At 72.8% G+C, this 20,864-nt stretch carries 19 protein-coding genes; 10 read left to right on the top strand and 9 right to left on the bottom strand.

What is annotated here, in order from left to right; genetic code table 11:
- Positions 1 to 29: 29 nt before the first annotated feature.
- From BIU98_RS14815 to BIU98_RS14805, 3 genes are all read right to left on the bottom strand, one after another.
- On the bottom strand, positions 30 to 1,016 hold the full coding sequence (locus BIU98_RS14815) for a 4-hydroxythreonine-4-phosphate dehydrogenase PdxA (protein ID WP_071278195.1): 987 nt from the start codon (positions 1,014 to 1,016) through the stop codon (positions 30 to 32).
- Between the two features lie 115 nt (positions 1,017 to 1,131).
- The gene (locus BIU98_RS14810) at positions 1,132 to 1,812 is read right to left on the bottom strand and encodes a GntR family transcriptional regulator (RefSeq protein WP_071278193.1); all 681 of its coding nucleotides are present in this window, start codon (positions 1,810 to 1,812) and stop codon (positions 1,132 to 1,134) included.
- A gap of 70 nt (positions 1,813 to 1,882) precedes the next feature.
- Positions 1,883 to 3,340, bottom strand: a complete 1,458-nt coding sequence (locus BIU98_RS14805; RefSeq protein ID WP_071278191.1) for a four-carbon acid sugar kinase family protein — start codon at positions 3,338 to 3,340, stop codon at positions 1,883 to 1,885.
- Positions 3,341 to 3,447: 107 nt separating this feature from the next.
- Between BIU98_RS14805 and BIU98_RS14800 the strand changes: the two genes are divergently transcribed.
- Positions 3,448 to 4,467: a LacI family DNA-binding transcriptional regulator gene (locus BIU98_RS14800; protein ID WP_071278189.1), complete on the top strand. Its 1,020-nt coding sequence runs from the start codon at positions 3,448 to 3,450 to the stop codon at positions 4,465 to 4,467.
- A 130-nt stretch (positions 4,468 to 4,597) separates the two neighbouring features.
- On the opposite strand, the gene BIU98_RS14795 is transcribed toward BIU98_RS14800, so the two are convergent.
- A complete protein-coding gene (locus BIU98_RS14795) occupies positions 4,598 to 5,383 on the bottom strand; it encodes a triacylglycerol lipase (RefSeq protein WP_254787932.1) in 786 nt (261 codons plus the stop codon).
- Positions 5,380 to 6,153 (bottom strand): alpha/beta fold hydrolase, encoded by a 774-nt coding sequence (locus BIU98_RS14790; RefSeq protein WP_083393285.1) that lies wholly within the window; start codon positions 6,151 to 6,153, stop codon positions 5,380 to 5,382. The genes BIU98_RS14795 and BIU98_RS14790 overlap by 4 nt, the downstream gene beginning before the upstream one ends.
- Positions 6,154 to 6,242: 89 nt before the next feature.
- Between BIU98_RS14790 and BIU98_RS14785 the strand changes: the two genes are divergently transcribed.
- Both BIU98_RS14785 and BIU98_RS14780 read left to right on the top strand, forming a co-directional pair.
- Complete coding sequence (locus tag BIU98_RS14785; protein ID WP_071278187.1) at positions 6,243 to 6,791, top strand: dihydrofolate reductase family protein; 549 nt, start codon at positions 6,243 to 6,245, stop codon at positions 6,789 to 6,791.
- A 109-nt stretch (positions 6,792 to 6,900) separates the two neighbouring features.
- Positions 6,901 to 8,199, top strand: a complete 1,299-nt coding sequence (locus tag BIU98_RS14780; protein WP_071278185.1) for an NAD(P)/FAD-dependent oxidoreductase — start codon at positions 6,901 to 6,903, stop codon at positions 8,197 to 8,199.
- Positions 8,200 to 8,555: 356 nt separating this feature from the next.
- Here the strand turns inward: BIU98_RS14780 and BIU98_RS14775 are convergent, their stop codons facing one another.
- Positions 8,556 to 9,461: an SDR family oxidoreductase gene (locus tag BIU98_RS14775; protein ID WP_071278183.1), complete on the bottom strand. Its 906-nt coding sequence runs from the start codon at positions 9,459 to 9,461 to the stop codon at positions 8,556 to 8,558.
- A 139-nt stretch (positions 9,462 to 9,600) separates the two neighbouring features.
- Between BIU98_RS14775 and BIU98_RS14770 the strand changes: the two genes are divergently transcribed.
- From BIU98_RS14770 to BIU98_RS14760, 3 genes are all read left to right on the top strand, one after another.
- Positions 9,601 to 10,194, top strand: a complete 594-nt coding sequence (locus tag BIU98_RS14770) for a TetR/AcrR family transcriptional regulator (protein ID WP_071278180.1) — start codon at positions 9,601 to 9,603, stop codon at positions 10,192 to 10,194.
- Between the two features lie 65 nt (positions 10,195 to 10,259).
- Positions 10,260 to 11,465, top strand: a complete 1,206-nt coding sequence (locus BIU98_RS14765) for an acyltransferase (RefSeq protein ID WP_071278178.1) — start codon at positions 10,260 to 10,262, stop codon at positions 11,463 to 11,465.
- The gene (locus tag BIU98_RS14760; protein WP_254787930.1) at positions 11,462 to 12,637 is read left to right on the top strand and encodes an NAD(P)/FAD-dependent oxidoreductase; all 1,176 of its coding nucleotides are present in this window, start codon (positions 11,462 to 11,464) and stop codon (positions 12,635 to 12,637) included. Before BIU98_RS14765 ends, BIU98_RS14760 begins: the two co-directional genes overlap by 4 nt.
- A 4-nt stretch (positions 12,638 to 12,641) precedes the next feature.
- Here BIU98_RS14760 and BIU98_RS14755 read toward each other — a convergent pair whose 3' ends face one another.
- Positions 12,642 to 13,496, bottom strand: coding sequence for a UbiA family prenyltransferase (locus BIU98_RS14755; protein ID WP_071278175.1), 855 nt, complete (start codon positions 13,494 to 13,496; stop codon positions 12,642 to 12,644).
- A 92-nt stretch (positions 13,497 to 13,588) separates the two neighbouring features.
- Between BIU98_RS14755 and BIU98_RS14750 the strand changes: the two genes are divergently transcribed.
- On the top strand, positions 13,589 to 14,461 hold the full coding sequence (locus BIU98_RS14750; RefSeq protein WP_071278173.1) for an alpha/beta fold hydrolase: 873 nt from the start codon (positions 13,589 to 13,591) through the stop codon (positions 14,459 to 14,461).
- Positions 14,454 to 15,026, top strand: coding sequence for a TetR/AcrR family transcriptional regulator (locus BIU98_RS14745; protein WP_071278171.1), 573 nt, complete (start codon positions 14,454 to 14,456; stop codon positions 15,024 to 15,026). The genes BIU98_RS14750 and BIU98_RS14745 overlap by 8 nt, the downstream gene beginning before the upstream one ends.
- 135 nt (positions 15,027 to 15,161) lie before the next feature.
- On the opposite strand, the gene BIU98_RS14740 is transcribed toward BIU98_RS14745, so the two are convergent.
- On the bottom strand, positions 15,162 to 15,731 hold the full coding sequence (locus BIU98_RS14740; protein ID WP_071278168.1) for a TetR/AcrR family transcriptional regulator: 570 nt from the start codon (positions 15,729 to 15,731) through the stop codon (positions 15,162 to 15,164).
- A gap of 108 nt (positions 15,732 to 15,839) precedes the next feature.
- On the opposite strand from BIU98_RS14740, the gene BIU98_RS14735 reads away from it, so the two are divergent.
- Positions 15,840 to 16,268 (top strand): ester cyclase, encoded by a 429-nt coding sequence (locus BIU98_RS14735; RefSeq protein WP_071278166.1) that lies wholly within the window; start codon positions 15,840 to 15,842, stop codon positions 16,266 to 16,268.
- On the top strand, positions 16,265 to 16,738 hold the full coding sequence (locus BIU98_RS14730; RefSeq protein WP_071278164.1) for an anthrone oxygenase family protein: 474 nt from the start codon (positions 16,265 to 16,267) through the stop codon (positions 16,736 to 16,738). Before BIU98_RS14735 ends, BIU98_RS14730 begins: the two co-directional genes overlap by 4 nt.
- Positions 16,739 to 16,855: 117 nt before the next feature.
- Here the strand turns inward: BIU98_RS14730 and BIU98_RS14725 are convergent, their stop codons facing one another.
- Positions 16,856 to 20,674: a TIM-barrel domain-containing protein gene (locus BIU98_RS14725; protein ID WP_217635705.1), complete on the bottom strand. Its 3,819-nt coding sequence runs from the start codon at positions 20,672 to 20,674 to the stop codon at positions 16,856 to 16,858.
- Between the last annotated feature and the right edge of the window lie 190 nt (positions 20,675 to 20,864).

Here is a 20,864-nt window from a genome sequence, read left to right as displayed (position 1 = left end):
CGGCGCTGTGGTGCGGCGGTGGGCCCGGCTCAGGCACCCTGGCGGCCGGCGACCGCTGCGGCGATGTCGAACGCGTTCGCCGTCGAGGTCGGGTCCGCCTTGCCCTGCCCGACGATCTCGAAGGCCGTGCCGTGCGCCGGCGTCGCGATGCTGACCGGCAGGCCGCCCTGGATCGTGACCGCGCCGCTGAAGCCGATGAGCTTCATCGCGATCTGACCTTGGTCGTGGTACATCGTGACGACGCCGTTGAAGTCGCCACGACGCGCTGCCAGGAAGATCGTGTCGGACGGGAAGGGGCCGCGGACGTCGATGCCCTCGCCGGCCGCCGCCTGCACTCCCGGTGCGATGGCGTCGATCTCCTCGCGCCCGAAGTTCCCGTTCTCGCCCGCGTGCGGGTTCAGGGCGCAGACGCCGAGGCGCGGCTCGATGCCCGCGTCGCGGAGCACGTCGTGCAGCAGCCGGATGGTCGCGCGCACCGACTCCGGGGTGATGCGGGCCGCGACGGCACTGATCGGGATGTGCGAGGTGACCCTGGCCGTCCAGAGCCCGTCGAGCACGTTGAGCTCCGACGTGGTGCCCTGGTGACCGAGTTCCTTCGCGAACCAGCGGAGCTCGTCCTCCTCCTGCATGCCGGCGAGGTGCAGGCTGGTCTTGTTCAACGGTGCGAAGACGATCGCACCCACGCGTCCCTCGCGGGCGAGGTCGACCGCTCGGCGCAGCTGGTGCATCGCACGCTCCCCGGCCGCCTGACTGACCTCGCGGACCGGGATCCGGGTGGTCGGCGCGCTGGCGTCGTCGAGCAGGGTGACGGCGCCGGCGCGGGGCTCTGCGCTCATCTGGACGACCGGGAGCCGCGCGTCCGCGAAGGCCTGGTCGACCTCGGCGCGGTCCGCGAGCAGGGTGACGTCGTTGTCGTCGAGCACACCAGGGCGGGACAGCACGCGGGCGATGAGCTCCGGTCCGATCCCAGCGGGGTCTCCGAGGGTGAGGGCGATGCGGGGGCGGTGCTGCGACATGCTGCTGGTCCTTCCGTGCCGCAGGCCTCAGCACCCGCAGCGTTGCGTGAATATCCTGTAGGATACACGATCAGCGCTCGGCGGCGAGGACGGCGGCGGAGTCAGCGTTTCTTGGTCAGGACAGCGTCTGACGGTCACGTCGGGCGCGGGCCTTCACGGCGAGGAGGTGTCGTCGCATCGCCTCCTCGGCGCCGTCGGCGTCACGACGACGCATCGCGTCGAGGACCGCCGTGTGCTCGTGGACCGCCGCGTCGGCGTCGGTCACCCCGCGCTCGGAGAACAGCCGGAACCGCTGGACCGTCCCGCCCATCGCTCGGTGGGCGTCCCGCAGGAAGCCGTTGTCCGCCGCGTCGACGATGAGCTGGTGGAACCGCTCGTCGGCCTGCCAGTAGGCGCGCACGTCGTGGTCGTCCGGGCCGTGCGGGATGGTCCGCATCGCTTCGACGCTCGTCGCGAGCAGGTCGAAGGTGGCCTCCGGCGCCTGCAACGTCGCGTGCCAGGTGCAGGCCGGTTCGACCACGGCCCTGGCGGTCATCAGGTCGTCGAGCTCCCGGTCGGTGGAGAGCGGGGCGACCCGGTACCCCCGGAGCGCCTCGCGACGGACGAGCCCGGTCGACTCGAGGCGGGCGAGGGCCTCGCGGACCGGGGTCTGCGACACCTCGAGCGTCCGTGCCAACGCGTCGATCCCGAGCTGCTGTTCCGGGTGCAGCACCCCGTCCATGAGCTGGTCGATGAGCGCGTCGTACACGCGGTCGGACAGCGACGTCCGGAGGCTGGCGTCCTGCTGGTCGGTCATGGTGGCCTCCGGTGGTCGGTCGGACGATCCTATACGGAATGATCCACAGGGCGCCCGGCGCTCCCGTTTCCTACAGGGCCGGGCTCGCCGCCCCGGACACGCCGACCTCCGCGGCTGCCGTGGCGACGCAGGTCACCACGGCGGCGAGCGCGTCGTCGCCGCCGACGTTCCCGGGGAACACCACGTAGGGCACGCCGGCGTTCGGCCCGTCCGCGGCGACCCAGAGGGAGACGATCCCAGGCAGCATCGTCCCGAGCGTCCAGGCCCGGTCGATCGTCAGGGCCTTCGTCGCGAGGTCGTTGGACGTGATCCCGCCCTTCGCCACGAGGAACGACGGACGTCGACGAGCGACCACGGCGCGGACGACGGCGACGAGCGACTCGGACGCGACGCGGGAGACCCGGAGGCTGTCCTCGGCGTCGGTCCCCCGGATCAGCGTCCTGCTGGTCATCACGACCACGTCGGAACCGGCCAGCTCGTCGGCAGCGCGGCGGGCGCTCTCCTCCACGACCTCCTGGAAGCCCTCCTCGGACGCCAGGCACCGTTCGAGGTCGATCTCGACCTGCACGACGGGGCGCTCGGCGACGAGACGGTCGAGCTGCCGTCCGGTGAGGCCGACGTGCGAGCCGACCGCGACGAGGCCGTGCCCGGAGGGCGCGTCGACGAACGCGTCGGTCAGGGCGGTGTCGGAGAGCGGACCACGAGCCTCCTGACCGCAGCGTGCCCGGACGAACGACGGTCCGCTGCGGTAGACCACGCGCAGGCCGTCGGCCTCGGCGGCGAGCGCCCCGAGCGCGACCACGCGCAGGTCGTCCTCGTCGACCGCGTCCGCCACGGCGACGCGACCGTCGCGACATGCGAGCAACGCCTCGGCGACGGCGGTCGGGCCCCCGGTGCGGATGAGATCGAGGGTCAGGCGCACGACGTCGGACGCGGCGACCCGACCCTCCGTCTTCTCGGCGACCCACTCGGGGAGGGCGGACGCGCGGTACCCGAAGCTCGCGTCACGTGCGAACTCCGAGTCCCCGACGGGCGTCCAATCGTCAGCGGTCGCGAGGTAGTGCACCGAGTCCACGGTGATCCGACCGGCGTCCGGGTAGGCCGGGACGAGCAGTACCGCGTCGACGGCACGCCCGCGATCCGCTCCGCGGCGCGCCAGGACGTCGGTCTCGAGCGGGAAGTGCCCGCGGAGCGTCGAGTCGCCGCGGCTGATGAGCACGACCTCCTCGCCTCGTTCGTCGGCGACCGCGACGACGCGGTCGTGGACGTCGGCGATGACCGCGGCAGCAGCGTCGGGGCGGAGGCTCCTCGTGTTCGCGAGGACGAAGAAGCCGACGGCGTCCTGGTCGAACGCCCAGCGGACGTCCTCGTCCTCCCACGTCGTGATGATCGGCAGGTCGGCGACGCTCTGACTGCCGGTCGGGTCGTCGTCGATCACGACCACGCGACGGTTCGACGCGGCGACGGCCGCACTGAGCACGGCGACGTCGACGGGGGCGGTGGTGGCGGGCAGGGAGCTGGGCTTCATCGGTCGGTTCCTCCGCGGACCACGGTAGGCGTCGGTCCCGGTGCCCGATGTCATGTACGGCCACCGGTACCGCCGCCCCTGACCCCCGCCGCGCTACGGTTGCTCCCATGCGAGCGACCGTGCGGGACGTGGCGGCCCTCGCCGGGGTCTCCCCGAAGACCGTCTCCAACGTCATCAACGGCGGCGTGGTCGTCCGGCCCGACACCCGCGAGCGCGTCGAACAGGCGCTGGCGCAGCTCGACTACGTCCCGAACCTGTCCGCCCGCGGGTTGCGCAACGGCCGATCGGGTGCGATCGCGCTGACGCTGCCCGAGATGAGCAGTGCGTACTCCGCCGAACTCGCCCGGTGGTTCGTGGAGCTCGCCCGCGACCGTGACTGGGTCGTCCAGCTCGACCAGACCGCCGCCGACCCCGAGCGGGAACGCCAGCTCGTGTCCCGCGCCCGGGCGCACCTGGTGGACGGGCTCGTCCTCAACCCGGTGTCGCTCAGCGCGAGCGTGCTGGCGTCGACCGCTGGGCTGCCCCCGACGGTGGTCATCGGCGAGGTCGAGCCGGAGCACGTCGACCAGGTCCACGTCGACAGCAGCGCCGCCGCACACGAGGTCACGACCTACCTGCTCGACCACGGACACCGGCGCATCGCGGTGGTCGGCGCCCCGGAGCCCACCGCGGACGGTGCCCAGGTCACCGCGACGAGCGAACGTCGGGTCGCCGGACACGAGGCCGCCCTCCACGACGCCGGCCTCACCCCCGACCCGACGCTCCGGGTACCGCTGCCCGGGTGGTCGACGGCCGACGCAGCCGGGGCCTTCGGCGCGTGGTTGGACACGCACCCGCTCCCGGACGCGGTCTTCGCGTTCACGGACTCGATCGCGTTCGGCGTCCTGCACGTCCTCGCCGCGCGGGGCATCCGTGTGCCGGACCAGGTCAGCGTCGTCGGGTTCGACGACGTCGACGGAGCCGCGTTCGCGATCCCCGCGCTGACGACGGTGTCGTTCGACCGGCGGGCCTTCGCGGACGCCGCGCTCGACCTGCTGACCGCGCGGATCGCAGACCGCGACGCTCCCCCGTCGACCGTCGTGATCCCGCACCGGATCGTCGAGCGCGCGAGCGTCGCCCGACGCTGACGCCCCGCACCGTGCGCGGTCGCTCGGCTGGTGCGAGCTTGCACACCTGGTGCGCCGCCGTGACCGGGCACGGGGTGGGCAACCTCGCACCAGGGCCGGGCGCCCGCCCGCGCCCGCCCGGGCGCCCGCGTCAGCGCGGCGCGGCCGCCTCGAGCACGGCGTCGCGAGCGCGCGCGTCGCCGAGGATCCGGAAGTGTCCACCGACGGGCACCCGCACGTTCGTGGCCCCGGCGAGCGCACTGCCCCCGGGGATGAGCGTGTCGAACACCCCGTACACCGACGTGATCCGCCGGTTCGCGTCGAGTTCCCGCGCCAGCCCGGCGAGCACGGGGTCCGCCGCCCGGAACGCCCGCAGGTGCGGCACCGGCGCGAGGTTCGCGTAGACGGACCCTCCGAACGGGGTGGACACCGCGACCATCCGGTCGAGTCGTCCGTCGTGGTCGAGGTGGGCCATCGCGTACTTGCCGATCAACCCGCCCTTGCTGTGCGTGACGAGCAGCACGTTGCGCAGGTCGAGCTCCTCGATGGAGGACATCACCTCCGCGGCCGAGATCGGGACCGGTCGGAGGTTGTGCCGCAGCGACGCGAGCACGTGCACGGGGTGTCCTCGGTCGTGCAGGGCGTCCATGAGCGGCCGCATGAAGTGCCAGGTCTCGTAGACTCCGGGGATCACGACGACCGGCTGACCGTCGCCGTCCCGGTAGTCGTCGGCGGTGGTCGGCCCGAAGCTCTGCACCTGCCAGCGGATCGCGTAGCACCAGTCGAGTGCGGCCCACCACGCCCGTCGGACCAGTCCCACCCGGACGGGAGGCTCGGCTCGGCTCGCGTGGACACGCCCACCTCCGGCGCCGCCCACCGGGTCGCCGACGGGCTCGCTCACCGAGTCGCCGACGGGCTCGCGCACCGGGTCGCTCACCGGGTCGACTCCAGCGCCTGCATCCGGCGGAACTCGTCGACGAGCTCCGCGAAGGCGCCGGGCTCGTGCTCCTGCACGTGGTGCGCTCCGCGCAGTTCGGCGAGCGCCCCACGCTCCGCGACCTGGGCGAGCCGGGCGGTCCAGGCGCTCCTGGCGATGGGGTCACGGTGCCCGCGCACGACCAGGACCGGCACGCGGAGGCGTCCGACGGCCTCGCGCATCGGGTACCGCATCATCGGGCGGAGCTGCCACCGGTACTGGCGGAGGCTCCTGAGGTAGTCGGTCACGAGGACGGCGTTCATCCGCGCCGTCTCGAAGAACCCGTCGACGCCGAGCGAGAGCGCCTGCTGCAGGAGGGTCCTCCGATGGTCGTCGATGACCGGTCCGACGAGCACGACGGAGTCGATCTCCTCCGGATGGCGGATGGCGGCTTCGACGACGATCTGGGCGCCCATCGACTGGCCGACCAGGATGCTCTCGTGCACGCCACGCGACCGGACCGCTCGCATGACGAGGTCCGCGAGTTCGGGGATCTCCAACCGCCGTCCGGCACCGGGCAGGCCCCCGAAGCCGGGCAGGTCGACGGTGATGGTGCGGTGCTCCCGGGCCAGGGCGATCTGTGACCGACCGAACGACCGGTGCGACATGCCGATCCCGTGCACCAGGACGACGGTCGGCATGAGGGCGTCGTGACGACGGCCCGCCGGCGCGATCGTGCGGAGCCGGACGGGCATCCCGTCCACCGAGACCGTCTCCACCAGTGCGCGCACACCTCGACAGTACGCAGTCGTGGCTCGCAGTCGCCGGGGCAGACGAGCCAGGGGTGTCGCCGCGGCGGCCGGCGCACTACCCTCCGACCATGCGCACGGTGACAGCGGGGTTGTTCACGTCGGTCGACGGCGTGGTGCAGGACCCCTTCCGGTTCCAGTACGACAGCTTCGACGACGAGCTCGGCGCGGGCATGACCACGTTCATGAGCTGCACCGACACCGTGCTCCTCGGCCGGAACAGCTACGCCGAGTGGTCCGAGTGGTGGCCGGCCCACCCCGAGGACCCGTTCGGGCAGTGGATCAACCCGATCGAGAAGCACGTGGCCTCGACCACGCTCGGCGACGACCTGACGTGGCAGAACAGCACGCGCATCCAGGGCGACGTGCACGACTTCGTCCGACAGCTCAAGGAGCAGGAAGGTGGCTCGATCGCGGTGTGCGGCAGCGTCACGCTCGTGCGGAGCCTGCTCTTCGCCGGACTCCTCGACGAACTGCAGCTCATGGTGCACCCCGCGATCGCCGGCAGCGGGCGGAAGCTCTTCGAACCGACCGACCCGGCCACGCGCCTGCGGTTGGTCGAGAGCACCGTGACGAGCCGCGGGAACGTCGTGAGCACCTACGCGCCGCGAGTCGACTGACGGCGGCGATCCGGTCCTCCGATCGGTCGTCCGCAGGGGTGGACCGGAGGATGGCGGAAGCGGCGTACCGTTGTGGTTGCCGTTGACCGCATCACCCACGGAGCTCACCATGCCGCAGGACCCTCGCCCGCACGTCGTCATCGTCGGCGGTGGGTTCGCCGGGATCGCCGCCATGCGCGAGCTCGCCGACGCCCCGGTGCGCGTCACCCTCGTCGACCGCCACGTCTACAACATGTTCCAGCCCCTCATGTACCAGGTGGCGACGGGCGGGCTCAACGCCGGGGACGTGACCTACTTCCTCCGCAGCCTCCGCGCTCGGCAGGACAACGCCGAGTTCCGGCACGGACTCCTCACGAACGTCCGACCGGACGAGAAGATCGCCGAGATGTCCGACGGGGAGGACCTGCACTACGACCACCTGGTCCTTGCGAACGGCGTCAACACGAGCTACTTCGGTACCCCGGGCGCCTACGAGTACGCGTACTCGATGTACTCCCGGTCGCAGGCCCTGCGCATCCGCGACGAGCTGTTCACCCGACTGGAGGAAGCGGCGGCCAACCAGGGGCCCGACGAGATCAAGATCGTCATCGTCGGCGGCGGTGCGACCGGTGTCGAGATGGCCGGTGCGCTCGCCGAACTCCGCGACCAGGCACTCGAGGGCGCCTACCCGGAGATCCTCCGCGGCAACATCACCATCACGCTCGTGCACCGGAGCGGTGAGCTCCTGAAGCCCTTCGCGCCGCGGCTCCGTCGGTACGCGGCGAAGGTGCTGCGCAAGCGCGGGGTGATCCTGCGCCTGAACACCGGCGTCTCCGAGGTCCGCCGCGACGGCGTCATGACCGCCGACGGCGAGTTCATCCCGGCGTCGCAGGTCATCTGGGCCACGGGCGTCGCCGCGCACAAAGAGGTCGCGAACTGGGGCATGCCGCAGACGCACGGCGGCCGCATCCAGGTGAACGACGACCTCAGCGTGAAGGGGGTCGAGGGCATCTGGGCCGCCGGCGACATCGCCGCACAGGACGACGCCCTCGCGCAGCTCGCCCAGCCCGCGCTGCAGGGCGGCAAGCACATCGCCAAGCAGATCGTCCGCACGCTTGAGGGCAAGCCGACCGAGCACCTCAAGTACCACGACAAGGGCACGATGGCCACGATCGGGACGAACGCCGCGGTGGCACAGCTCCGCGGCGGCATCACGATGGTCGGTCCCGTTGCCTGGGCCGCCTGGGTCGCGGTGCACATCGCGTCGCTGCTCGGCAACGGCAACCGCCTGTCGACGCTGTCCCACTTCTTCGTGCGCTACCTGTGGTTCATGCGGAAGCGCTCGATCCCGATCGTCGGGGACGTCCGCCCGGTGCGCCCGAACGGCGACCGCGAGCCCGAGCCCTGGCAGATGCAGAAGGCCGAGTAGGCGCGGGTCGGTCGCGCCGAGCGGCTCGACTCCGAACGACACGATCGCTGTCGTACGACCTCGACGTTGTCGCTCGGGGTCGGAGCGCCCGGCGCGCCAGCGAGCGCGCGACACGATCGCTGTCGTACGACCTCGGCGTTGTCGCTCCGAGTCGGGAGCGCCGTGCGCGCCCAGCCACGCGCCGGACGGGAGGCTCGGTGCCGGGCCGCCACGAGCCTCCCGTCCGGTGGATGGCTCGTGGCGCTCGCACCGTGCGCGTTCTTCCGGCCGGTGCGAGTTCGTGCACCCTGTGCAGCGCGAGGGACCCGCACCGTGTGGGCAACCTCGCACCGGGCAGCCACCGCCCGGCCGCCCGGCTACCGCGCCGCGGCAGCGGCGTAGGCGCCCGCGGCGATGTCCTCGACGAGCGTGGGGCCGGTCGGCTCCCATCCGAGGAACTCCTGCGTCGCGGCGGACGAGCCCGCCATCTCCATGGCGAAGAACTGCCCGATGAACCCGAAGTGCGCGACGGCGTCAGCCGGGTCGACCGAGGTGACCGGCAGCCCGAGGGCCTCGCCGATGGCCTCGGCGATCGCCCGCGTCGGGATCGCGGTCTCCGCCGAAGCGTGCATGCGCGTGCCCGCCGGTGCCTGCTCGAGCCCGAGTCGCACGAGCCGAGCGGCGTCGGACCGGTGCACGGCGGACCAGGAGTTGGTGCCCTCCCCGACGTAGGCGGACACCCCGTGCTGCTTGGCCGCGGCGGTGATCAGCGCGATGAAGCCGTGGTCGCCCACGCCGTGCACGGTCGGGGCGAAGCGGGCCGCGACGGTCCGGACACCCTGGTCGACGAAGTCGAGTGCGCGGTTCTCGCTGCCGCCGCGCATCGCCTCGGGTCCGCTGAACGGGGACACGTCGGTCTCGACGGCCGGTCGGTCCTGCGCGAGCCCGGCGATGCCCGAGGCCACGACGAACGGGCGGTCCGTGCCGACGAGCGCGGTGCCGATGGTCACGACCGCGGCACGCTCGGCGGCGTTCGAGGCGGCCGGGTTCGCCCAGTCGTGCTTGTTGGCGAGGTGGACGACCGCGTCGGCGTCGGACGCACCGCGGCGGATCGCGTCGAGGTCGTCGAGGTCGCCGCGGAGCGGGGTGGCCCCGGCGGCGGTCACGGCAGCGGCGGAGGCGTCCGAGCGGACGAGTCCGGTGACGCGGTGGCCGGCGGCGATGAGCTCGTCGACGGTGGCGGAGCCGATCCAGCCGGAGGCTCCGGTGACGAACACGTGCATGGTGAGTCCTTCCAGGACGAACGAGAACGAACGAGAACGATCAGGGCGAGAACGATCAGGGCGAGTCGTCACCCCGATGTCATCGACTGACATCACCGTAGCACCCGATGTCATGCACTGTCATCAGTAGACTCTCCTCATGGCACGTTGGCAACCCGGCACCCGCGAGCGACTGCAGGCCGTGTCCCTGCGCCTCTTCGCCGAGCAGGGGTTCGAGCGGACCACCGTCGCCGAGATCGCCACCGCGGCCGAGGTCACGGAGCGCACCTTCTTCCGGCACTTCGCCGACAAGCGCGAGGTCCTGTTCGCCGGACAGGAGGACTTCGTCGCGATGTTCGTCGACCCGATCGAGACCGCGCCGGCCGACACCCCCACGATCGAGCTCGTCCGTCGGGCGCTCGAGGGCACGGCGGCGTTCTTCCCCGACGAGCGCCGGGCGTGGTCGCGGCGACGCCAGCCGATCATCGACGCCGAACCGTCCCTCGGCGAGCGCGAACTCGGCAAGCTCGCGACGCTCAAGGTCCGCCTCGGTGAGGTCCTGCGTGCGCGGGGCATCGAGGAACCGGGGGCCACGCTCGCCGCCGAGACCGCCGTCACGGTGTTCCACCTGTCGTTCCAGCAGTGGATCGCGCCGGGCGAGGACCGTTCGATGCAGGCCATCGCCCGTGAGCGCCTCGACGCCCTGACCGCCCTCGTGGCCCCGTCGCAGAACGGACGTACAGGTCGATCTTGAGGTCGCTCTTGGGCGGACGGAGCATCCTGGCAGGTCAGGACCCTGACCCCTGACGAGGAGGCGACTTGTCGACGAGCACGATCCAGCAGGCCGCGACCGCAGGCACGACGACCAGCACCGCAGCCGGCGCGACGACGACGGCACCCGCCGCCCCCCTCGCGCACCGCGCCACGGCGCTCGACGGGCTCCGCACCGCCGCGATCCTCATCGTCATGCTCTACCACCTGCACGTGGCCGGCTTCGAGGGCGGCTTCATCGGCGTCCAGGTCTTCTTCGTGCTGTCCGGCTTCCTCATCACGTCGCTGCTCCTCGGCGAGCAGCGCCGCACCGGCCGCATCCGCCTCGGCAGCTTCTGGGTGAAGCGCCTGCTCCGCCTGTACCCGGCCCTCCTGGTGATGGTCGCCGCGGGCATCGCGCTCTGGTCGTGGGTCGGTGATTACAAGGGCGCCTCGTTCTCCGCCGGTGAGGCCGCCGTCATCGCCCTGAGCTACACCGGCAACCTCTTCCGCTCGTTCTGGGACACGACGCAGGGCGTGTTCGGGCACACCTGGAGCCTGTCGATGGAGGAGCAGTTCTACCTCGTCTGGCCACCCGTCCTCGTGCTCCTGTTCGTGGTCAGGGCCCACCGTCGGGCCCTCGTCGCGGGGCTCGGCGTCGTGGTCGTCGGCGCCTCGATCGCGTCGTGGGCGAGCTACCGCACCCCGGGCGGCGGAGCGACGCCGGACGTGTACTTCTCCCCCGTGCTCGGCCTGGTCCCGCTGGCGACGGGTTGCCTGCTCGCACTGCTCCTCGACGACGAGCGTGTCCGAGCGTGGGCGGCCGGCGTCGCCGGGCACGTGGGTACCTGGGTCGGTCTGGGACTCCTCGTGGCCGTGCAGGTCGCGATCGGGGACGACTGGGGCCAGCACGCCTGGACCTTCGGCCTGCTGCTCCCGGCCAGCGGCGTCGTCTCCGCACTGCTGATCGGCGGCCTGGTCTCGGTCCGCACCCCGGTGTCCGTGGCGCTGTCCTGGCGCCCGGTGGCCTGGTTCGGTCGCCGCGTCTCGTACGCCGCCTACCTCTGGCACCCGCTCGTCATCGCCCTGCTCGGCACCGTGGTGTCCGGCATCGCGGGCGCGTCCGCCTGGCTCTGGCTGCTCGGCACCGCGATCCTGGTCGCCGTCGGGGCGGCCTACGCCGTCGAGGTGCCGATCGAACGGCTCCGCCGCCGCTTCCGGGAGGCTCGGCGTCTGATGGCAGCGGAGCGTTCCGCCGCGCAGGTGGCCGAGTGACCCAGGACGTGGCCGGGTCGTCCACGGACGTCCTGGTGGTGGGCGGCGGCCCGGTCGGGGTGTTCCTCGCGGCGCTGCTGGCCCGGTCGGGCGTCCGCGTGCAGGTGTGGGAGCGGCGGGACAGCACCCCGTGGGGCTCGCGGGCGATCGGCATCCACGCACCGTCCCTCGACGCCTTCGCCGCGATCGGCGCCGACGTGCCCGTCCTGGCCGAGGCCACGCTCGTACGCCAGGGCATCGCCCGCAGCCGCGGCCGGACCCTCGGCACGCTGTCGTTCGCGCGGGCGTCGGACACGCACCCGTACGTCGCCACCCTCGACCAGCACCGGACCGAGGGCATCCTGCGCGACCGACTCGCGGCCTGGTCGCCGGACGCCCTCAGCACGGGGACGAGCGTGACCGCCCTGCACCGCCACCCGGACCACGTCGACGTCGAGGGCACCGGTCCCGACGGCGCACCGATCGCACTGCGCGCCGGGTTCGTCGTCGGTGCTGACGGCGCGCGCAGCACCGTGCGGGACCTGCTCGGGATCGACACCGTCGGCCACGACTACCCCGACCGCTACGTGATGGGTGACTTCGCGGACCCGGAGCCCGCGTCCGCCCGCTCGACGGCACTCGTCGACGTCGGACCCGACGGGGTCGTGGAGTCCTTCCCGCTGCCCGACGGCCGCCGTCGCTACGTGACGCTCGTCGGCCGTGACACCCCGGCCGACGACGAGGTCGACGCCGCCACACTCGCCAGGACCGTCCGCGAACGCACGGGAGCCGCCGTCGACCCCGACACCTGCTCGATGCTCAGCGGGTTCCGGGTCCGTCGCCGCGAGGCGCTCCGTGTGGGGATCGGCCGCGTCGTCCTGATCGGCGACGCCGCGCACGAGATCAGCCCGATCGGCGGGCAGGGCATGAACCTCGGGTGGCTCGACGCCGCCGAGCTGGCTCCCCTGCTTGCGGACGGCATCCGGACGGGCAGCGCCGGGCCGTGGCCCGCCTACGCCCGCCGCCGACAGGCGGTCGCCCGGCGTGCCGCGCGCCAGGCCGAGGCCAACATGGCGGTCGGTGGCCGTGCAGTGGGCCCGGCCGTGCTGGCTCGTGAGGCGCTGTTGCGGACGGCGCTGAGCCTCCCGACCGCCGATCTGCTCGCGCGCCTCTACGCGATGCGCTGGGCCTGACCGGTCAGGCGACGAGGCGCGCCCCGGCGAGCGCGAGTTCGAGGACGAGCACCAGTGACGACACGATGACCAGCCGGAACAGCGTGCGCGTCGGCGGACCGGTGAGCACCAGGCGGACGCCGACGGCGGCGAGCGCCACCACCACGACCACGCCGAGGAGCGCGAGCACGACGCCGAGGCCGCGCACCGGGTCGTCCCCGCCGAGCTGACCGACGAGGACGAGTCCGGCGGCGACCACGAGCGACGCGAAGGCGACCACGCCGGCGGCGTGCAGCCCGAGCCGGTGCGGGAACCCGCGCACGCCGGTGGCGGCGTCGTCGACCAGGTCGGGCAGGACGTTCGTGCAGTGGATCGCGACGCCGAACACCGCGCCGGTCGCGATCGCCCACGCGGCGGGGAACTGGGCGTCGGCGCCGGCGGACACGGCGACGACCGGCAGCAGCCCGAACGCGACGACGAACGGGGCCACGGACCAGACCGAGCGCTTCAGGCCGGCGTCGTAGGCCCACCCGGCGGCCACCAGCACCAGGTGCGCGACGGCGGCGACCGGACCGAGGAACAGGGAGAGGACGACGGCGACGCCGGCGCAGACGACCGCGGCCGTCCGGACCGTCTCCTTCGCGATGAGGCCGCGGGCCACGGGCTTGTCCGAGCGGCCGACGGCCCGGTCGCGGTCGGCGTCGATCCAGTCGTTCGCCAGGCCGATCGACAGCTGCCCGGCGATGACCGTCAGCGCGACGAGCACCACGAGCCAGACCGGATGACCGACCGCGGCGGCGATGACCGCGGCGAGGACCGTCACCGTGACCGTGGGCCCGGGGTGCGACGAGGCGAAGAGCAGGCGCACCGGTGACGTCATCGGACCAGTTTACGGACGGGGTGTTGACACTCATGGCTAATGGTCATAGCTTGTGGCTACTGGCATTAGCCAGACACCCCCAGGAGGACGACATGCTCGAACACATCACCACCGACGACGGGACCATCGCCGTGGACGTCACCGGTACCGGCCCGCTCGTCGTCCTCGCCCACGGGATGGGCGACAGCCGTCACTCGTACCGGTTCGTCGTCCCACAGCTCGTCGCCGCCGGCTACCGGGTCGCGAACGTCGACATCCGCGGCTGCGGCGACTCGAGCGCGGCGTGGCCGTCGTACCAGCGCACGGACATCGCCGGCGACCTCGTCGCCGTCGTCCGCCACCTCGGCGGGCCGGCCGTCGTCGTCGGACAGTCGATCAGCGGCGGCGCGGCCACGATCGCGGCGGCGACCGCGCCCGACGTGGTCGTCGGCATCGTCGAGCTCGCCCCGTTCACCCGGAAGCAGGGCGTCGACCTCGTCGGGCTCCTGCGCAACAAGCACCACCGTGCCGGCACGCTGCAGCTCGCGAAGGTCATGACGACCGGCAGCCTGGCCGGCTGGATGGCCTACCTCGACGTCGCCGTCCCGACGAAGCCCGCCGACTGGGCCCAGGAGCGCACCCGCATCGAGACGACCCTGCAGCAGCCGGAGCGCATGGCGGTGCTCCGCGCGATGACGAAGACCTCCCCCGCGGACGCCGGTGCTCACCTGGCCGACGTGCGCTGCCCCGTGCTCGTCGTCGAGGGCAGCGCCGACCCCGACTGGGCGGACCCCCGGGCCGAGGGGCTGCGGGTCATCGGCGACCTGGCCGAGGGCCTCGGTGAGCTCGAGGTCATCGACGGTGCCGGGCACTACCCCCACACCGAGACGCCGGACCAGGTGGTGGCCCTGCTGCTGCCGTTCCTCCGTCGGACCGTGGGCGCCGGCGCCGCGGACACCACGGGCGCCACGGGTCCTCGTGCCTAGGGCCGGGCTCGACCCCGCGACGGTCACCGAGGCCGCCGCGACCCTCGCCGACGAGATCGGCCTCGCGCAGCTGAGCATGAGCATCGTTGCCGAACGGCTCGGCGTGAAGTCCCCCTCGCTCTACAAGCACGTCGACGGGCTGCCCGACCTGACCCGTCGTGTGGCGGTCCTCGCGGCGAACGAGCTCGGCGACGAACTCCGAGAGGCCATGCAGGGACTGGCCGGCGTGGACGCCCTCGCCGCCGCCGCGCAGACCGTCCGGCGCTACGTGCAACGCCACCCCGGCCGGTACGCCGCGACCGTCGGCACGCGTCCGACCGGGCCGGACGACCCCCTGGCCACAGCGCTCGAGCGCAGCCTCGCGTCCTTCGCGGCCGCGCTCCGTGGGTACCGGCTCGACCCGGCGGACGAGGTGCACGCGATCCGCATGCTCCGGAGCGTGCTGCACGGCTTCGCCACGATCGAGGCCTCGGACGGGTTCCGCATGGGCACCGACGTCGACGAGAGCTTCGCGTGGATGATCGACTTCGTCGACCGGGGGCTGCGCGGGTCCGCGGAGCGGTGAGGCGGGCGGCATGGCGCGGCGCGGCGCCGCGCTCGCCCCCGGTGCGAGGTTGCACACCCGGTGCGCGCTCGGGGGCCCGCACGGTGTGTGCAACCTCGCACTGGCTGACGAGACGCGCACGGTGCAGCGCCCAGGTCAGCCCGCCAGGAGCGCCGCAACGGCCTCGACGCGGGCCCGGCGGTGCGCCGGCCGGAGCCGACCCCCGCGGTCGAGCAGCACCAGGCCGTGCAGCGCCGCCCACAACACCTCGGTGAGGACCTCGGGATCGCGGTCACCGGCGACCGTGCTCGTCGCCGCCAGGAGTTCGGCGTACCCCTCGGTGAGCTGGGGCGGGGTCTCCTCGGCGCCGAACTGCAGGCCGGTGGCGCGGACGAACATGACGTCGTAGAGCGACGGGTTCGCGACGGCCCAGTCGACGTACGCGTGCGCGACGACGACCACCGGATCGGCGTCCGCAGCACCGACCCGGGCCTGGTGGACCGCCGCGGCGAGTTCGGCGAAGCCCTCGAGCGCGACCGCCTCGGCCAGGGCGCCCAGCGACGCGAAGTGCTTGTAGATGACCGGCTGGCTGTACTCGATCTCGGTCGCCAGGCGTCGGGTGGTGACCGCGTCCCAGCCCTCCTGCTCCGCGAGCACCCGCGCGGACGCGACGATCAGGTCGCGTTGCGCCGTGCGCTCGCGCTGCCGTCGGTCCGTGATTGCCATGCGGTCATGCTAGCAGCAGCACGATTCCCTAGCGGCGCTATTGACGAGACGGAAAAGCAGGGTTAGCGTTGCTACTACCTAGCACCGCTAACCCAGGAGGAACGGCCCATGACCACCCACGAAGCACTCGCCGACACGTACCTGACCATGCTCAACACCCACGACCCCGAGCTCGTCGACGCCTTCGTCGCCGAGGACTACCGCAACCACAACGTCGTCGTCCCCGACGGCCGCGCGGCGAACCGCACCTTCTGGGCGGCGTTCTTCCACGGCCTGCCCGACGTCACGGTCACGATGGAGGACCTCGTCGTCGCCGGCGACCGCGTGGTCGGCCGCTTCGTCTACCGGGGCACGCACACCGGCGACCTGCTCGGCATCCCGGCCACGGGCCTCCCGGTCGAGTTGCGGAGCATCGACATCTGGCGCGTCGAGGACGGCCTGTTCGTGGAGCACTGGGACGAGCTCAACCTGATGGAGGTCTTCCAGCAGGTCGGCGCCCTCCCGGCACTCGGCGGGGACCAGGAGTCCCGCGCATGACCGCCCTGGTCCAGCTCGCCACCCTGCTCGCCCTCCTGGGCACCGGGGTCGTCTACGGCACCGACGTCTTCTGCGCCATCGCCCAGCGTCCGGCCCTCGCGCGGGTCAGCGACGCCGCCCTCACGACGGTGATGGGCAACCTGCACCGCTACGCCGACGTCCGCATGCGCGTACCCGGCGTCGTCGGACTCCTCTTCGCCCTGGTCGCGACCGTGCTCGCCGCGTTGTCCGGCCACGCGGCCGCGGGTGTCCTGGCGGGCGGTGCGTTCGTCCTGCTCGTGGTGTGGATGGTCGTCTACGTCCGGGTCAGTGCCCCGGTCAACGCGCGGCTCACCGCTGCGGCCGACGCCCACGAGACCCCCGCGGACGCGCGATCGCTGCAGGACCGGTGGGACCGGGTCATCGTGCTGCGGGCGACCCTGCAGGGAGTCGCCCTGCTCGCCCTCGGCCTCACGCTCGTCGCGCTCTGACCAGGGCGCGCGCGGGCGTCCCGCCTGGTGCGAGCGTGCCCACCCCGTGCGACGTTCTGACATCGCACGGCGTGGGCACCCTCGCACCGGGCCATTCCGGCGCCCGGGCGACGAGCGTCAGCCGCGTGACCGACCCCGACGGATCCGCCGGGTCAGCAGCAGCCCTCCGGCGGCCAGCAGCGCCGCGGCGAGCAGCCCCATCGGCAGCAGGTCAGCCCCGGTGAAGGCGAGTGCCCCGCCCGGACGCGCAGCCCCCGTGCCGGGCCCGGCGTCTGCCGGACTGCCACCGGCGTCGCCGGCGGCACCACCGCCTCCAGGACCGGGCGCCCCGGCACCGGAGGTGGGCCCGGCACCGGGCGTGCCGCTCGCCGGAGCCGTCGGTGCCGGACCAGCTGCCGCCGTCACCGTGAAGGCGGCGCGAGCCACGACGGCACCGTCCACCGACGCGGTCACCCCCACCCGCCCGGAGGCCGTGGTCGCCACCGGCAGGTCGGCCGAGAACGCGCCGTCCACGTCCGACCGCACGGTCACGCCGCCGACGTCAGGCTGCGTCGCGAGCACCACGTCGATGGAGGCGGGGAACCCGCTGCCCGTGACGGTCTGGGTCGCGCCGGCCTCGACCCGCGGGTCGGCGACCTGCAGCGTCGGGGTCACCGCGGCCGCGGTGGAGAAGCGCACGACCGTGCGCTGGGTCACGGACCGCTCGGCGACCGGCACCGTCAGGGTGCGCGCGTCGGCGTCGTAGGTCCAGCCGGTGCGGGGGACGGCACGACCGTCGACGGTGACCGTGGTCGGACGGTCGGTGTCGGCGAAGGTCGCGGTCCAGCTGCGGTCCCGCACCTGGCCGGCGAAGGAGCCGTCGGCCGGGGCGATGTCGAGCTGCCCGCCGGCGGCCTGCTGCGTGTACCGCACCGCGGTGGAGGCGCTGCCCGCCGCCGCCCGGCTCGTCGCGTCCGCCGTCGTGGTGGCGTCCACGGCCCCGGTCGCGCCGGTCCCGCCGGTCGCGGTGTCCTCACCGGCGTCCTCGTGCAGGGCGAAGGAGCCGTTCGCGCCGGTCGCGACGCGGAGGGTCACGGCGTCGAGCGGTCCGGACCCGTCGTTCGTCACGTGGTGTGACCGGGTCGGGACGATCCCGCCGCTCTTCACGAACACCGGCATCGCGTCGAGTCCGGTCGTCACCTGCGCGGTCGTGCCGCCCTGGTGGGTCTTGCCCGTGAACCAGTCGGTCCAGGAGCTGCCGGCCGGGAACCACACCGAGCGTGTGGCCGTCCCGGAGGCGTCGTTCGCGGTCGTGACCGGGGCGACGAGGACGTCCGGCCCGTACAGGTACTCCGAGCCGGCCATGGCGTACGACTGCTGCGCCTCGGGGTACTGCAGGTAGAGCGGCTGCAGGATCGGGGTGCCGGTCGCGGTCGCCTGGGCGGCGAGCGTGTACGTCAGCGGGAGCAGGTCCTCGCGGAGGTTGAGGAACTGCTTCGCGGAGGCGTTCCCCGCAGCGGGGTACTGCCACGGCAGCCGGTCACTGTGGTTGCTGTGCAGGCGGTCGATCGGCTGGAAGGCCCCGAGCTGCACCCAGCGGGCGTAGAGGTCCTCCGGCAGCTGGGTCGTCCCCGGTTCGGCGCCCGTGATGCCGTACTGGGCGCCGTTGTGCCCGCCGATGTCGTGGCTGATCGACGCCAGGCCGGTCGCCGCGGACTCACCGGGGGTGTACCCGACCTCGGCCAGCAGCATGTCCCACGAGGACGTGGTGTCGCCGGTGAAGTGCACGGTGGTGCGCTTGTCCGCCCACGGGCCGGTCGGCACGGGCTGCGGGTTGCCGTAGCCGCCGGCGGTCAGCGAGCCGTACGCCCGCGAGAACGCGAGCCCACGGCCGCCGAGGGCCTCGTTCGTGGCCTTCGCGTACTGCTGGTTGATGAAGGCGTCGGGGGTGACGCCGTTCGCCGAGTACTTCGACACCTCGCTGCAGCACCAGTCGAGCCACCACATGTCGACGCCCTTCGGCTGCATCGCCGTGTGCAGGTCGAAGTAGGCCTTGAGCTGGTCAGGGTCGGACCAGTCGAACAGCCAGCGGTCGCCGTCGCCCTTCGTGAGCTTGCCCTTCGCCGTGGCCTGCGCCTGGGCGAACCGGGGGTCGCTGCCCGAGATCGACGGGTGGATGTTGAGCGTGTTGTGGATGCCCTCGGCGTGCCAGTCGGCGAGCAGGCTGGTCATGTCCGGGATCCTGGTGGGGTCGACCGACCAGCCGTCCCACTTGCTGTCGCCCTCGTTCGTCGGGCTGCCGACCTTGTAGTCCGTGTCGATCGCCATCACGTCGACGGGGACGCCCTGCTCCTTGAACTGCTTCGCGATCGCGAGGTAGTCGGCCTGCGAGCGGTCGTAGTACTCGGAGTACCAGACGCCGTACGCCCAGCGGGGCAGCAGCTTCGTCGGGCCGGTCAGCACGGCGAGCTCCTGCAGCGCATGGCGGTAGTCGGTGCCGTAGCCGAAGACGTAGCCGTCCTGGTACTGCTTCCCGCCGTGGTCGCTCGCAGGCGTGACCGTGTCCGTCGCCTGGTCGTACCCGGCCGAGGCGCTGTCGTCGAGGAGCGACCAGCCGTCCTGGTACAGCAAGCCCGGGTTGGTCTTCACCGACCCGTTGGCGGTGTCGAGGTCGCGACGGTAGCCGCCGAGCGGGGCGTGCGCGGCGAGGACCGGCGACGCGGCGTCGACCGCGGCGACGGTGTCGAAGTTGACGTTGCAGTTCGCCGCGACGGTCGGGCATCCGAGCACGACGTCGTTCGCGCCGGCCGCGAGGTGCACGGGCACCTGCACGGTGTTCCAGTAGTCCCAACCGCTCGTCGGCGGCAGTGTGGCCGTCGTGGTGGCCTGTCCGGTCGGGGCCGCGGTCAGGGTCGGCGTGGCGGTGCCGCCGTTGGCGTAGCGGACCTGCAGCGTGTAGTCGCCGGCGGCCGGCACACCGGTGACATGGGTGGTCATCGCGGCACCCGCGCGCTCGAACCCGGCGACGAAGCCGGCACCGGCGGAGCCGTTGTGGTTCGTCGCAGCGGTGGCCGGGGCGGTCAGTGTCGCGTCCTCGGCCTGGCACACGGCGCCGAACGCGCAGTCCTGCCCGGCGACCGTCGTGGTCGGGGCCGGGTACGCACCACCGGTCGTCACGAGGGCGAGGCTGTCGACGTTGACCTGGCCCGAGTCGCCCGCGGCGCGCTCGATGCGCACGGTGTGCGTGCCGGCGGGCAGGTCGATCGCCGTGGCGGCGGTGGTCTTCCAGTCATCCCAGTTCGCACCGGGCGCCAGGCTGACCGTCGTCGCTGCGCCGCCGTCCACGGTGACGCTCAACGTGCGGGTGGCGACCTTGCCGTCGCCGCCCTGCGAGTTCGCGTACCGCAGGGCCAGCTCGTACGAGCCGGCCGTCGCCGCGGTCGTCGTGAAGGTCATCGCGTTGCCGACGGACTCGAAGCCCGCGGCGAACCCGGCGCCGGTGAAGCCCGCGTGGTCCGTCGCGAGGGACAGCCCGGTGAGCCGGAGCGCCTCGGCCTCACACAGCGAGCCGATCGCGCACGAGGGGGTCGGCGTGGACACCCACGGCGTCCCGGAGACCCGCTGCCCGGACGGCAGGGTGAGGCTGGTCTGCAGGGTGTCCTGTGTGAACGCCCCGGAGCCCTCCTTGTAGCGGACGGTCATCGAGCCGGTGTCGAGCGTCAGCCAGCCGTCGCGCTCCGTCTTCGTGAACGTCGTCGGGGCGAAGTCGTCCCGACCGATGACGTTGAAGGTGCTGCCGTCGGTGAACCTGCTGTCGCCGGCGTACTCGGTGCGGATCAGCGTCGGGGACAGGACCTCGAAGCGGGCCTGGCCGGACTGGACGGTGCGGGCGGCGGCGGTGTCGGCCGTGGCAGGGAGCGCGGCGAGGCCGAGCAGGCCCAGCACGGTCGTGCCCACGACGGCAGCGTCGACGGCGCGCTGCCGCCCCCGGGATCGGACGGAGAAGGGACGCAACAGGGAACTCCTCATGGACGACGTCGTCCATCGGGCCGGGGTCGGCCGGGTCGGTCGGAGTGTCCTGATCGACGCTCCGTTTACAACGCTGTAAACCCTAGGTGCCTTCCGGCTCCCGAGGAAGGGCCGATGC

The organism is Curtobacterium sp. MMLR14_010 (genome assembly GCF_001865015.1).
In the GTDB taxonomy this organism is placed as follows: Bacteria; Actinomycetota; Actinomycetes; order Actinomycetales; family Microbacteriaceae; genus Curtobacterium.
Note: the sequence above shows the minus strand (reverse complement) of the source record. Positions and strands in the feature narration are given on the sequence as shown.

Bases quoted from the DNA above. Each gene is read 5' to 3' on its own strand.
- BIU98_RS14815 (WP_071278195.1), bottom strand. From the start codon at position 1,016: ATGTCGCAGCACCGCCCCCGCATCGCCCTCACCCTCGGAGACCCCGCT.
- BIU98_RS14810 (WP_071278193.1), bottom strand. From the start codon at position 1,812: ATGACCGACCAGCAGGACGCCAGCCTCCGGACGTCGCTGTCCGACCGC.
- BIU98_RS14805 (WP_071278191.1), bottom strand. From the start codon at position 3,340: ATGAAGCCCAGCTCCCTGCCCGCCACCACCGCCCCCGTCGACGTCGCC.
- BIU98_RS14800 (WP_071278189.1), top strand. From the start codon at position 3,448: ATGCGAGCGACCGTGCGGGACGTGGCGGCCCTCGCCGGGGTCTCCCCG.
- BIU98_RS14785 (WP_071278187.1), top strand. From the start codon at position 6,243: ATGCGCACGGTGACAGCGGGGTTGTTCACGTCGGTCGACGGCGTGGTG.
- BIU98_RS14780 (WP_071278185.1), top strand. From the start codon at position 6,901: ATGCCGCAGGACCCTCGCCCGCACGTCGTCATCGTCGGCGGTGGGTTC.
- BIU98_RS14775 (WP_071278183.1), bottom strand. From the start codon at position 9,461: ATGCACGTGTTCGTCACCGGAGCCTCCGGCTGGATCGGCTCCGCCACC.
- BIU98_RS14770 (WP_071278180.1), top strand. From the start codon at position 9,601: ATGGCACGTTGGCAACCCGGCACCCGCGAGCGACTGCAGGCCGTGTCC.
- BIU98_RS14755 (WP_071278175.1), bottom strand. From the start codon at position 13,496: ATGACGTCACCGGTGCGCCTGCTCTTCGCCTCGTCGCACCCCGGGCCC.
- BIU98_RS14750 (WP_071278173.1), top strand. From the start codon at position 13,589: ATGCTCGAACACATCACCACCGACGACGGGACCATCGCCGTGGACGTC.
- BIU98_RS14740 (WP_071278168.1), bottom strand. From the start codon at position 15,731: ATGGCAATCACGGACCGACGGCAGCGCGAGCGCACGGCGCAACGCGAC.
- BIU98_RS14735 (WP_071278166.1), top strand. From the start codon at position 15,840: ATGACCACCCACGAAGCACTCGCCGACACGTACCTGACCATGCTCAAC.
- BIU98_RS14730 (WP_071278164.1), top strand. From the start codon at position 16,265: ATGACCGCCCTGGTCCAGCTCGCCACCCTGCTCGCCCTCCTGGGCACC.